Annotated in this window: 10 protein-coding genes and 2 tRNA genes; 5 read left to right on the top strand and 7 right to left on the bottom strand. The window is 68.6% G+C overall.

Features of this window, described 5'->3' with window-relative positions; all coding sequences use genetic code 11:
- Nucleotides 1–65 precede the first annotated feature (65 nt).
- Nucleotides 66–284: a hypothetical protein gene (locus tag ACWCO2_RS21500; protein WP_450129530.1), complete on the top strand. Its 219-nt coding sequence runs from the start codon at nucleotides 66–68 to the stop codon at nucleotides 282–284.
- 196 nt (nucleotides 285–480) lie between these two features.
- On the opposite strand, the gene ACWCO2_RS21495 is transcribed toward ACWCO2_RS21500, so the two are convergent.
- The 3 genes from ACWCO2_RS21495 to ACWCO2_RS21485 form a co-directional block, all read right to left on the bottom strand.
- A tRNA-Met gene (locus ACWCO2_RS21495) sits at nucleotides 481–554 on the bottom strand.
- Between the two features lie 362 nt (nucleotides 555–916).
- Nucleotides 917–993 (bottom strand) — tRNA-Met (locus ACWCO2_RS21490).
- Nucleotides 994–1,146: 153 nt separating this feature from the next.
- Nucleotides 1,147–4,044, bottom strand: a complete 2,898-nt coding sequence (locus ACWCO2_RS21485; RefSeq protein WP_450129572.1) for a UPF0182 family protein — start codon at nucleotides 4,042–4,044, stop codon at nucleotides 1,147–1,149.
- Between the two features lie 206 nt (nucleotides 4,045–4,250).
- On the opposite strand from ACWCO2_RS21485, the gene ACWCO2_RS21480 reads away from it, so the two are divergent.
- Nucleotides 4,251–4,778 carry a PPA1309 family protein gene (locus ACWCO2_RS21480; protein ID WP_450129529.1) on the top strand — a complete coding sequence of 176 codons (528 nt, stop codon included), beginning with the start codon at nucleotides 4,251–4,253 and terminating at the stop codon, nucleotides 4,776–4,778.
- Nucleotides 4,779–5,099: 321 nt separating this feature from the next.
- Here the strand turns inward: ACWCO2_RS21480 and ACWCO2_RS21475 are convergent, their stop codons facing one another.
- The gene (locus ACWCO2_RS21475) at nucleotides 5,100–6,125 is read right to left on the bottom strand and encodes a YlbL family protein (RefSeq protein ID WP_450129528.1); all 1,026 of its coding nucleotides are present in this window, start codon (nucleotides 6,123–6,125) and stop codon (nucleotides 5,100–5,102) included.
- A 105-nt stretch (nucleotides 6,126–6,230) separates the two neighbouring features.
- On the opposite strand from ACWCO2_RS21475, the gene ACWCO2_RS21470 reads away from it, so the two are divergent.
- Nucleotides 6,231–7,673: a zinc-dependent metalloprotease gene (locus tag ACWCO2_RS21470; protein WP_450129527.1), complete on the top strand. Its 1,443-nt coding sequence runs from the start codon at nucleotides 6,231–6,233 to the stop codon at nucleotides 7,671–7,673.
- Nucleotides 7,674–7,718: 45 nt separating this feature from the next.
- On the opposite strand, the gene ACWCO2_RS21465 is transcribed toward ACWCO2_RS21470, so the two are convergent.
- Entirely contained in the window at nucleotides 7,719–8,276 is a 558-nt protein-coding gene (locus ACWCO2_RS21465; protein WP_450129526.1) for a M48 metallopeptidase family protein, read from the bottom strand.
- Between the two features lie 225 nt (nucleotides 8,277–8,501).
- On the opposite strand from ACWCO2_RS21465, the gene ACWCO2_RS21460 reads away from it, so the two are divergent.
- Together ACWCO2_RS21460 and ACWCO2_RS21455 are read left to right on the top strand one after the other, a co-directional pair.
- Nucleotides 8,502–8,651: a DUF5679 domain-containing protein gene (locus tag ACWCO2_RS21460; RefSeq protein ID WP_010693945.1), complete on the top strand. Its 150-nt coding sequence runs from the start codon at nucleotides 8,502–8,504 to the stop codon at nucleotides 8,649–8,651.
- Between the two features lie 404 nt (nucleotides 8,652–9,055).
- Nucleotides 9,056–10,366: an ABC1 kinase family protein gene (locus ACWCO2_RS21455; protein ID WP_450129525.1), complete on the top strand. Its 1,311-nt coding sequence runs from the start codon at nucleotides 9,056–9,058 to the stop codon at nucleotides 10,364–10,366.
- Between the two features lie 9 nt (nucleotides 10,367–10,375).
- On the opposite strand, the gene ACWCO2_RS21450 is transcribed toward ACWCO2_RS21455, so the two are convergent.
- On the bottom strand, nucleotides 10,376–11,245 hold the full coding sequence (locus tag ACWCO2_RS21450) for a class I SAM-dependent methyltransferase (RefSeq protein WP_450129571.1): 870 nt from the start codon (nucleotides 11,243–11,245) through the stop codon (nucleotides 10,376–10,378).
- Between the two features lie 386 nt (nucleotides 11,246–11,631).
- Nucleotides 11,632–12,009: a WhiB family transcriptional regulator gene (locus ACWCO2_RS21445; RefSeq protein WP_450129524.1), complete on the bottom strand. Its 378-nt coding sequence runs from the start codon at nucleotides 12,007–12,009 to the stop codon at nucleotides 11,632–11,634.
- Between the last annotated feature and the right edge of the window lie 147 nt (nucleotides 12,010–12,156).

The raw sequence follows: 12,156 nt of genomic DNA, 5'->3' as shown, positions 1-12,156 counted from the left end.
CGCACGCACTGTGGCTCTGGGCCGGCCAGTCGACGGCCGGGCGACCGAGCAGGAGGTGCGGGAAAGTGCATCGCAGTTGGTTGCGTACCAAGGTCAACGAGAGCAAGTCCAGGGTGACCAGCAAGGTCGCGGAGCGCGCGAAGTCGCTGGTGCCCAAACCGCGCGAAGGCGAAACCGACTCCTGCATGGTCTGCGGCAGGTCGATGCGCCAGATCGGCACGGTGCGAGGCGACGGCAGAGTCTGCTCCCCGGGCTGCGCCCGCCAGTGGGCCCAAGGCCTCTAGAACCAGAAAGGCCATTTCCGGCACCGCGTCGACATGCTGGTCGACTGCCAGGCCGGAGAAGCGCCACCACACACGGAGCCGACGAAACCCGGCCACCGCACCGTGGGGGCCTACGGGGACTCGGCCCCCGTAAAGAAATCAAGAAGGACGGAAAGAACCCCCCGACAAAGTCGGGGGGTTCTGAACATCCGAATAGTAGCGGGGACAGGATTCGAACCTGCGACCTCTGGGTTATGAGCCCAGCGAGCTACCGAACTGCTCCACCCCGCGCCAGCAACCTTTTCGGTTGCGCTCTTCTGTTGTGCCGCTAACTTTACACACCCCCAAAACCCCACTTTCAGGGGGGTCACTTAACCCCCCAAGACCGCCCCCACCAGCAAAAACATCCCGCCAAGAGGTCGAACCAACTTCTGAGCTCAGCGCGACCACTCCCCGGGCCTCCGAACACCACCCCCACCAACGGCAACGACAAGAAGCGGGTCTATGCCCAGGCCGGGAACGCCACCCCGCGCAGGGAGCCGACGAGAAGCGACCACCGCACCGTGGGGGCCTACGGGAGTTCGGCCCCGTATTGAAATGAAGGACAACGAAAAAAGACCCCCGGCAAAGCCGGGGGTCTTTGAACATTCGAATGGTAGCGGGGACAGGATTCGAACCTGCGACCTCTGGGTTATGAGCCCAGCGAGCTACCGAACTGCTCCACCCCGCGTCGTGTGTCCTTAACCTTACGGGCCGCCGAAGCGTAGTGCAAATCCGGGGGGTCGAAAAGTGATGCAGAGCATTCTGCACCCGATCGGACGCCCCGGAAACGCCGAGGGGCGAGGACCGTCGTGGCCCTCGCCCCTCATTGCGAATCGGCTGGTCAGCCGCCGGTGCCCTGCGACTTCTCGAAGCGCTTGATCGCGTCGTCGAGCTGCTGGTAGGCCGAGCCCAGGTCACTGAAGTTGCCGGACTGCTGCGCCTTCCGGACGTGCTCCAGGGCGGCCCGGATGTCGCTGACGGACTTGTCCAGCTCCGGGTTGCCCTGGGTTTGCCCCGGCGGCGGGGTCTGTCCCGACGCCGGCGGCCGCGGGTTCTCCTGGCCGCCGGGCTGGGTGCCCTGCCCGGCGCCGGAGCCGAACACCTGGTCCAGCGCGCCCTGCAATGTCTCAGAGAAGCCGACCTTGCCGCCGAAGGACACCAGGACTCGGGCCAGCTGCGGGTAGGACTCCTGCTCGTTGCGCTGGATGTAGATCGGCTCGACGTAGAGCAGACCACCCGCCACCGGCAGCGTCAGCAGGTTGCCGAAGATCGCGTTGACGTTCGGGTTGTTGAACAGGGTGCGGTTCTCGGTGACCTCCGGAGTTGACTCCATCTGGTTCTGCACCTGGTTCGGACCCGGTGTGAGGGTGTTGGTCGGCAACCTCAGCACTCTGAGTTTGCCGTAGTCCTCCGGATCCGAGGAGGCCGAAACCCACGCCGACATGTTCTGCCGCTTCAGCGCGGTGAGCGCGCTGGTCAGTTGGAAGGTCGGCTCCTTCTGGTCACCGATCTGCGCCAGCACGTAGTACGGCGGCTGCTGCCCCTCGGCGCTGGCCGTGTTGCCGCGAGCGGTCGGGTCGGACGGCACCTCCCAGAACGTCTGGGTGGAGAAGAAGTCGCCGGGGTTGTCGACGTGGTACTCGGTGAGCAGCTTGCGCTGCACCTTGAAGATGTCCTCCGGGTACCGGAAGTGTTCGCGCAGCTCGGGGCTGATCTCGCTGGACGGCTTGACCACGCCCGGGAACACGCCCTCCCAGGCCTTGAGCACCGGGTCCTTGTCGTCCACCGAGTAGAGCTCGACGTTGCCGTCGTAGGCGTCGACGGTGGCCTTGACCGAGTTGCGGATGTAGTTGATCTGCTGGTTCGGCTGCCGCTCGACGCCGGTGAGGGTGTCGTTGGTGGCCTCGCCCAGCTCGGTCAGCTGCGAGTACGGGTAGTTGTTCAGCGTGGTGTAGCCGTCGACGATCCACTTGATGCGGCCGTCGACCACCGCCGGGTACGGGTCGCCGTCGAGCTTGAGCCAGGGCGCGACCTTCTGCACGCGGTCTCGCGGGTTGCGCTCGTACATGATCTTCGATTCGCTACCGATCGCACCGCTGAACAGGAAGTTCCGCTCGCCGTAGTAGGTGGCGAAGACCATCCGCTGGAACAGGTTGCCGACCGGGACACCGCCGAGGCCGGTGTAGGTGTACTGCTGCTGGTCGGTGTCGTACTCGCGCGGCGCCTCGCCCGGGTTGCCCCCGACGATCACGTAGTCGTTGCGGCCCACCAGCTCGCCGTAGTAGACGCGCGGCTGCTCGACCGGGATGGCGCCCTTGCCGTCGTTGGCCACGTCGCTGATCTGGAAGACCGGGTAGCCGCCTTGGGTGGCGCCTTCGCGGTAGGTCGAGTCGACCCGGTCGGCCGGCGCGGCGACGAAACCGTTGCCGTGCGTGTAGACGGTGTGCCGGTTGATCCAGTTCTGCTGGTTGACCGCCAGGCCGTCGGTGTTGAGCTCGCGCAGCGCCACCAGGTAGTCCTGGGGGTTGCCGTCGGCGTCGGGGTAGCGGTCGACGTCCAGCTTGTCGGTGAAGCCGTAGAAGTTGTACTGCTGGGTCAGCTGGGTGAATGTCGGGGCCAGCACGTTCGGGTCCAGCAACCGGATGTTCGGGATGGTGCCCTTGTCCGCGGCGACCTCGCTGGGCTGCAGCTGGGTGCGGCCCGGGTAGTCGGTGATCTCGACCTTGTCCGGGCCGATGCCGAACGCCGACTTGGTCGCCGCCAGGTTGCGCTCGATGGACTCGGCCTCGCGCTGGTTGGCGTTCGGCCGCACCGAGAACTGCTCGAGCAGGGCCGGCCACACCGAGCCGACCACCACGCTGGACAGCACCAGCAGCACCGTGGCCAGCGCCGGGATCTGCAGGTTCTTCAGGAAGATCGCCGCGAAGAACGCCAGGGCGCAGAACCCCGCGATGCACATCAGGATCAGCTTGGCGGACATCACCGCGTTCAGATCGGTGTAGCTGGCACCGGTGAACAGCGAGTTGCGCTGGGACAGCAGCAGGTCGTAGCGGTCCAGGAAGTAGCTGACCGCCTTGAGCAGCACGAACAGCCCGGCCAGCACCGCGAGCTGGACGCGGGCCGGCATGGACAGCTGTCCGGAGCGACCCGCCAGCCGGATGCCGCCGAAGATGTAGTGGGTGATCAGCGCACCGATGAACGACACGGTGACCGCGATGAACGCCCACGACAGCAGGAGCCGCCAGAACGGCAGCTCGAACGTGTAGAAGCTGATGTCGTTGCCGAACTCCGGGTCGGTCTGCCCGAACGGCACGCTGTGCAGCCACAGCTGCAGGGTCTGCCAGTCGGCCTGCGCGGCCAGCCCGCCGATCACGCCGATCACGATCGGGATGCCCAGTCCGAACAGCCGCGACCGCTCGGTGACCACCGTGCGGTACCGCGCCAGCGGGTCGTCCGGTCCGCTGACCGGCACGAACACCGGCCGGTTGCGGTAGGCCAACCACAGGTTCAGGGCCAGCACGACGCCGAGGAAGACCGCGGCGGCCACCCCGAGCCCGGCGCGGGAGAACAGCTGGGTGGTGAAGACCCCCCGATAGCCGACCTCTCCGTACCAGAGCCAGTCCACGTAGGTGCCCAGCAGACGCGATCCGGCGATCAGGGCGACCAGCACGATGCCGCCCAGGATCAGCAGTATCCGACTTCGCCGGGACAGTTTCGGCATTCCGACCGGGGGCCGCATGGCCACAGCGCACGCTCCTGGTGACGATCAGCAGGCAGGTGGGGGCGGTGCCGGTGTCCAACTTCCACCAACCGCCCTCGTGATGTTCAACTCTACGGCCCCGGTGTGAAGTTCCTGGAAGGGCCTTCGCGAATTGGATTAATCCGACATCTCGTCCCGTCGGGGTGCACCGTTCGGGCTACCGCGGCGGTGCGACCATGAACGACATGTCGCAGACCCCCGAACACGACCTGACCGCGGCGCTGCCGACGGCCACCCGCGAGGTCGAGGAGTTCGTCGCCGCCGCTGGGTGGGACCAGCCCACCCAGGTGTTCGCCCTGGTGTCCACGCAGAGCCTGCTGGCCGCCGAGCCGGGGCTGGCCGACCAGCTCGACCCGGCATCGCCGCTCACCCCGATCGCCCAGGAGTCCCTGCCCGCCGAGGACCTAGCCGAAGCGCTGGGCCACATCGAATGGCCGGAGCAGGTGGCCGGGTGCGCACTGGTGCAGGAGATCGTGGTGCTGCCGCCGGAGGCGGAGGCCGGGCTCCCGAGCGACGCGGAAGAGGCAAGCAAGGTCGCCGCCGAGCACCCGGAGCGCCGCGAGGCGCGACTGGTCGCGTCGGTGCTGCGCGACGGTGCCGAGTTCTGCGTGATGCGACTGCGCGTCGAGGACGGCGAGGAGAGCGAGCTCCTCGCAGACACCTCGCTCGCGCCGAACCTGCTCGCCGCGCTGCACGCGACCTTCGCGGAGTGACCCCGCTCCCCTGAAGCACGAACTGCTCCCCGGGAGTCGGAACTGGATTTCCAGTCCAACTTCCGGGGCCCACTTCAGTTCTCAGGGGGCTTCTTTGATCCTGGTCTTTGGCTTTGAAACGCCGGAGGCGATTTAGCCCACCCTCGCAGCCTGCACCGCTGTGGGTTCTCAGCGTTCGCCTGGCGAGGACGGCCCAGCCGCCGTGTATTGGCGCATACATAAGGATGGCACCCGCGGACCAGTCGGACGCTGAGGTTCCGCCACCCACACCGCCACGCAAAACGAGTTCGTCAGACAGGCTCTAAGGGGCTTCCTGCGAGATCAGCAGCTGGTCGGGACCTTGCCCTCGCGGATGTCGTCGAGCGCCTTGGTCGCGTCCTGGAGGTTGGCCACCCGCGCCAGCTGGAGGCCGTCCGGGGCCTGCGCCTTCGCCTCCGCGCAGTTGCCGTCGGGGACCAGGAAGGTCGTCGCACCGGCTTCCCGCGCCTTGATCATCTTGAACGGGATTCCGCCGATCGGGTTCACCTGGCCATCCGAGGTGATCTCCCCGGTCCCGGCCACGAACTGGCCGCCGGTGAGCTCGCCTGGGGTGAGCTTGTCGATGATCGCCAACGTGAACATCAGGCCCGCCGAGGGTCCGCCGACGTCCGCCAGGCTGATCTTGATGTCGAAGTCGACGTCCGGGCGCTCGGTCGCCGCCACCCCGAGGAAGCCCTGGTCGTGCCCCTCGGGACCCTGCGCGAGCTGCACGCTGGCGACCTGCTCCGGCTGGTCGGCGTGGCGGAACCGGATCTCCACCCGGTCACCGGGCTTGGTACCCGTCAGGGCCGACTTCAGCGCCTGCGGGTCGGTCACCGGACGGCCGTTGGCCTCCAGCAGGCGGTCCCCTGGCGCCAGCACGCCGTCCGCCGGGCTGCCCTTGACGATCTGCCCGGCCAGCACCTTCTTCGGGTAGCCGAGGTAGTTCAGGGCCGCGGTCTCCGCGGTGGTCTGCGAGTCGTTGAACGCCTCGGTGTTCTCCTGCTCGATCTGCTGCTCGCTCTTGTCCGGCGGGAAGTACAGATCGCGCGGCGCCAGCGCGTAGCGCCCGCTGGCCCACAGGCCGAGCGCGCCGAACACCGACAGCTGGTCGGTCACCGACACCGTGGTCATGTTCAGGTGACCGCCGGTCGGGAAGGTCTGCTGGCCGTCGATGCTGATGACGGGCGTGTCGCCGTCGAGTCCGAGGGTGTCGTAGGTCGGCCCCGGACCGAGCGCCACGTACGGCACCCGGACGAACGCACCGAGCAAGCCGAAAGCGACAACCAGCACGACGCTCATCAGCAGCGTCCAGGTACGGCGGTTCACGAGGCGACAGCGTACGTGTTCGCTGTTGGCGATGTGTGCGGTGTTCGCGCCCCGCGAGCACCAGACGGCTTCTACCTGGCGGCTCAGGCCGCGTACCGTGGAAGTATGACCAACTTGCCGTTCGGGTTCGGCTCGCAGGACCCAGACGACCCCGACAAGGGCGACTCGTCGAAAGGCCGCTCTGAGGGTGGCGCCGGAAACTTCGGGGACACGCCCTTCGGTTTCGTCGGCATGCCCGGCCCGGGCGGCATGCCCAACTTCGACATGAGCCAGCTCGGCCAGATGCTGACCCAGCTCGGCCAGGCGCTCAGCGCCGGCAGCGCCGGCCCAGGCGGCTCCGGCAGCGGGCCGGTGAACTACGACCTCGCCAAGCAGCTCGCGGTGCAGCAGCTGCACAACAACCAGCGCACCGAACGCCCCAGCCAGGAGCAGGTCAAGGCGATCGACGACGCGGTGCGGCTGGCCGAGCTCTGGCTCGACGCCGCCACCTCGCTGCCCGCCGGGGTGCGTTCCGTGCAGACCTGGTCGTCCGTCGACTGGGTCGAGAAGACGCTGCCCACCTGGCAGCGGCTGTGCGACCCGGTGGCCCAGCGGATGTCCAGCGCCTGGCTGGAGGCGCTGCCGGAGGAGGCCAAGCAGGCCGCCGGCCCGCTGCTGTCCATGCTCGGCCAGATGGGCGGCATGACCTTCGGCTCCCAGCTCGGCAACGGCCTGGCCCAGCTCGGCAGCGAGGTGCTGACCTCCACCGACGTCGGCCTGCCGCTCGGCCCGACCGGCACCGCCGCGCTGCTGCCGGCCAACATCCAGGCCTTCATGGAGGGCCTGGACCGGCCGATCGGCGAGGCGACGGTGTTCCTGGCCGCCCGCGAAGCCGCGCACCACCGCCTGTTCAGCCACGTGCCGTGGCTGGCGCAGCGACTGCTCGCCACCGTCGAGGAGTACGCACGCGGCATCAGCATCGACACCTCGGCGCTGGAAGACCTGGCCGGGAAGATCGATCCGTCCAACCCGAGCTCGATGCAGGAGCTGATGGGCTCCGGGATGCTCGAGCCCAAGACCACCCCGGAGCAGGAGGCCGCGCTGAAGCGGCTGGAGACGCTGCTCGCGCTGGTCGAGGGCTGGGTCGACGTGGTCGTCTCCGATGCCGTCGGCGAACGGCTGCCGGGTGCCGACGCGCTGGGCGAGATGGTGCGGCGACGCCGGGCGACCGGTGGCCCCGCCGAGCAGACCTTCGCCACGCTGATCGGCCTGGAGCTGCGCCCGCGCCGGATGCGGGACGCGGCGAACCTGTGGCGGTTGATGACCGAGCGGCACGGCGCCGAGAGCCGGGACCAGATCTGGGACCACCCGGACCTGCTGCCGGACAGCTCGGACCTGGACGAGCCGCTCGACTTCGCCGACCGCTGGGGCAGCACACCCGCCGACCTGGACGACCCGATCGCCGCGATCCGCCGCGCCGAGGCCGCCGAGGCCGCGAAGTCCGGCGAGAACGGCACCGGTGAAGACAGCACCGGCGAGGACCAGCCGAAGCGGGACGACCAGTCCTGATCTACCGCACAACGGGCTGAGCGATGTTCCCCTCGGGGACGTTCCTCAGCCCGTCGTGTCGTCTTGGGGCTCGTCACCGTCCGCGCCGATGCCGAGCTGCGCGGCCGCCGAGAGCCCTTCCAGGTAGCCGATGGCCCGCTCGGCCTTCGGGTAGCGGCGCACCCACTTCCAGAAGTCCGGGCCGTGACCGGGCACCAGCAGGTGCGCCAGCTCGTGCACGAGCACGTAATCGAGCACCCATCCGGGTACATCTCGGAGGCGTCGGCTCACCCGAATGGTGGCCTCGCTCGGGGTGCAAGAGGCCCAGCGAGTGCGCATCGGTGCCACCCATCGCACACCGTTCGGTTCAGCCCGGCCGTCCAGGTACTTCGCGGACAGCTCGTGGCAGCGCTCGACGAGCGCCTCGTCGGACTCGCGCGCAGGCGAACGGCGACGCGTTTCACTTCGCTGGAGACGGCTGAGCATGTCCGCCACCCAGCGCTTTTCTTCCGCACGGGTCATCCGCGCCGGAAGCAGCACCACGATCTTGTCACCGTCGCGATAGGCGCTCACCGTCTGGCGGCGACGCTTGCTGCGGCGCACCTCGACCTCGGGTTCAGCCACGAAAATGGACCTTAGCGAGTGCGGCCGACAATCGGATCCTCCGGTGAGCCGCACCACATCGCTTACGCACCGTGACCCCTCGAGGGATTACCCGATTAAGTCGAACATGCGATGCTCTTAATGCATGCATGTCGAATGGCCCACATGTACCGTTCCCCCAGCCGCCCGGAGGAGGGCGCAGCCGATCCAGCAGCGAGCTGGGTCACGACATTAAGGAGGGGAGCCGTGGCCGAGACGTACAACGGCTACTGCGTCAAGTGCCGCGAGAAGCGCGACTTCTCCGGCGAGGTCTCCGAAACCAACGGTCGCCGGATGGCCAAGGGCACCTGCCCGGTCTGCGGCACCAAGATGACCCGCATCCTCGGTAAGGCGTGACCCGGGCCCGGGTGGGCCGCCGCAGGCCCACCCGCCTGTCCGACCACCCGCCAGTCTGACCGCGCGCCGGACGCCGCAGCGGCGGCTGTTTGCCGGTGCGCCAGGGGACATACGTGCCTTTCCGCCCGAAATGGTTCACACCAGGCGAAATGCGCAATCCGTACTCGATCGCTTCGCGCCCGTGATTTCGGTGACTTCACCCGGAAAGACGGCTCGCGCCGTTCTCCGCTGATCGGCGGAGTAGTCGAATCCGCCTGGCGTCGCAAAGTCCGCGCCAACCTGGCCATCACACCCCAAGGCGCGCCCGGAAACCTCTAGCATGTGACTGGGTTCCTCGATTTCGAACGCGCCTTCGGACGCCTCGAAGCTCGGGAGGGTTTTCCTGCGCGAACCAAGGAGAATTCGTGGCCGACATCCCGCGCCGGGCAGCGCACCGCACCGCCAAGCTCGCCAGTCTGCCGCTGGGTGTCGCCGGTCGATTGGCGGCCGGGTGGGGCAAGCGGCTCACCGGTCAGGACGCGACCCAGATCAACGCCGAGGTGTCGGCCAAGACCGCGGAGCAGCTGTTCTCCGTGCTCGGCCAGCTCAAGGGCGGCGCGATGAAGTTCGGCCAGGCGCTGAGCGTCTTCGAGGCAGCCGTCCCCGACGAGATGGCCGGCCCGTACCGCGACGCACTCACCAAGCTGCAGGCCGCGGCTCCGCCCATGGAGGCCAGCAGCGTGCACCGGATGCTGACCGAGCAGCTCGGCAGCGGGTGGCGCAAGCGGTTCAGCGAGTTCGACGACACCCCTGCCGCCGCGGCCAGCATCGGCCAGGTCCACCGGGCGATCTGGCACGACGGCCGCGAGGTCGCGGTGAAGGTGCAGTACCCCGGCGCGGACGAGGCGCTGCGCTCCGACCTGCGCCAGCTGACGCGGTTCTCCCGGCTGTTCCAGTCGCTGGCGCCCGGCGCCGAGGTCAAGCCCCTGCTGACGGAGCTGCAGGACCGGATGGTCGAGGAGCTGGACTACCGCACCGAGGCCGACAACCAGCGGGCCTTCGCCAAGGTGTTCAAGGACGACGAGCGCGTCCGGGTGCCCGCCGTGGTGGCGAGCGCCCCCAAGGTGGTCGTCACGGAGTGGGTGACCGGCACCCCGTACTCGCGGATCATCGCCGACGGCGACCGCGAGCAGCGCAACACCGCCGGGCAGTTGCTCGCCGAGTTCCACTACTCCGCACCCTCGCGGGTCGGCCTGCTGCACGCCGACCCGCATCCCGGCAACTTCATGCTGCTGCCGGACGGCCAGCTCTGCGTGATCGACTTCGGCGCGGTGTCCCGGCTGCCCGACGGCCTGCCCACCACCTTCGGCCGGATGGTCCGCCTGGCCATGGAGGACAAGCCCGCCGAGCTGCTCGCCCTGCTGCGCGCCGAGCGGTTCGTGCAGTCCGACCGCGAGCTGCAGGGCGAGGACGTGCTGGCCTACCTGGCGCCGTTCGTCGACCCCGTCCGCACCTCGACGTTCCACTTCACCCGGCGTTGGCTGCAGCGGCAGGCCGAGCGAGTCGGCGACCTGCGCAGCACCGACTTCCGCACCGGCCGCTCGCTGAACCTGCCCCCGGACTACCTGCTCATCCACCGCGTGACGCTGGGTGCGACCGGGATCCTGTGCCAGCTCGACGCGGAGGTCGGCGCCCGCGACATCATCGCCCGGTGGCAGCCCGGTTTCACCGACTGACCGGTCCCGTCACCGGGTTCCGACGTGGACCGTGTTGGCGGTGAGGTAGTAGACGTCGTCGCGGTTCCCGGCGCAGCGCTCGCCGGTCTCGTCCAGCAGCTGGTCGAGCGCCTCGAGATCGGCCGGTGCCAGGCTGTCCTCCGCGTGCCTGCGCAGCAGTTGCAGACGGCGGAGCACCGCGCTGCGGCCGATCTCGTCCAATGGAGCCGGGCGGTCGACCAGGTAGCTCCACGAGCGCACGTCGGACAGGCCCGCCTGGCTCAGCGCCTTGCCCCAGCCCACCGGCAGCCGAGCCGAACCGGCCATCTCCGCGCGCATCTGCTGGAACGACAGCTCGCGCCCAGCGATCAGTCTCGCTTCGAGTCCGGGCTCGCCCAGCCCGACGTCATCGGGCAGCACCTTGGTCTGCAGTCCGAACTCGACGATCGCCAGCCGACCGCCCGGTCGCACCAGCTCCGCGAGCCGGCGCAGCCCGGCCAGCTGGTCCGGCAGGTGGTGCACGACGAACGCGGCGAACACCAGGTCCGCCTGCTCAGGCGCGCCCGCCTGCACGACCGCCTCGGCCAACCCGTCCTCTGCCGCGTCGGCCTGGACCGCGTGCACGGTCACTCGATCCGACACCGCCCCGGCCCGCTCCCCGGCTGCCGCGAGCAGTTCCGGCGCGGTGTCCACCACGGTCACCTCGCCGCCGGATTTCGCCAGCGCCGCGGCGAGCGCAGCCGCCGTGCCGCCAGCGCCAGCGCCGATCTCCAGCACAGTGCGGTCTCCCGGCCGCACCAGCTTGGCGACCACCTCGGCGATCTCAGGCGCGTGCAGCTCGTCGGCTTCCCGCAAGCGCTCCAGGTGCGCGTCCCAGTCGATGTTGTCGTGCGAATGCATACCCACGAACGACAACCTTACGACGCACGTTTTCCACTCTGCAGTTCTCAAGGTGCACGGCCTCCGGCCGCCGTCGCGCAAAACGCGACGGCGACCGAAAACCCGTTGTGCCACAACGCGATTGGTCTGAGGTTCTGCTGCTCGCACCGCCACGCAGAACGAGCCTGGAAATTCTCAAGAACATCTCTGGGCGGAGTCGGCCCGCCGGTGCGCGTAGGCGGCTAGCCACCGCCACCAGCGCCCGGCGGACATGCTTCGTGCAAGGCGTTGTCGATGCGCTTCCTCACGCAGTTCGATCATGCGCAACTGGGTCATTTCTTCGGGTGCCATCGCTCTTTCCTCGTTCATCGAAGTGCCGAAGCACGGGGTTGTTGATCGGATCGGCGTTACGCCGCCTGCTCCTGGCGGCGGCTCGGGACTGCGGCCGGCCGGTCGGCGGGCAGCGGGTGCTTGCGCGGGCGGCCGCGCGGGCGCTTGCGGGCGACCACCGCACCGCGCTCGAAGATCTCGCCGCCCCAGACGCCCCAGGGCTCGCCGCGGGACACCGCACCGGCCAGGCACTGCGCCCGGATCGGGCAGTCGGTGCACCGCGCCTTGGCCTGGTCCAGTTCCCGTGGGTTCTCGGCGAACCACAGGTCCGGGTCCTGTCGGCAGGGCAGCTCGTCGTCCAGGCCAGGTGAGCTGTTGAGCAGCCCGGCGACGCTGTCAGCAGCTGGCTGCAAGTCCGTGCCCGAGTTCGATATCGGCACACTCGCGGTCAACATGCGACTTCCTCCTGTAGTCGATTGGAAGCAGGTCGTGGTTGTGGATGTGGAAATTTCGGCAACACAAGAAGGCCGCGGACCCAATCGCTGGTCCGCGGCCTTCGAGAAGCCTGAGAGGCGCCCCTAGATCAGTGGATCAGGGATTCG

Source organism: Saccharopolyspora sp. NPDC002376 (assembly GCF_053593195.1).
The sequence above is the reverse complement of the archived record's forward strand: the minus strand, read 5'-3'. Positions and strand labels throughout refer to the sequence as shown.

Coding starts and splice junctions, on each gene's coding strand:
- ACWCO2_RS21485 (WP_450129572.1), bottom strand. CDS start 4,044: ATGCGGCCCCCGGTCGGAATGCCGAAACTGTCCCGGCGAAGTCGGATA.
- ACWCO2_RS21480 (WP_450129529.1), top strand. CDS start 4,251: ATGTCGCAGACCCCCGAACACGACCTGACCGCGGCGCTGCCGACGGCC.
- ACWCO2_RS21470 (WP_450129527.1), top strand. CDS start 6,231: ATGACCAACTTGCCGTTCGGGTTCGGCTCGCAGGACCCAGACGACCCC.
- ACWCO2_RS21450 (WP_450129571.1), bottom strand. CDS start 11,245: ATGCATTCGCACGACAACATCGACTGGGACGCGCACCTGGAGCGCTTG.
- ACWCO2_RS21445 (WP_450129524.1), bottom strand. CDS start 12,009: ATGTTGACCGCGAGTGTGCCGATATCGAACTCGGGCACGGACTTGCAG.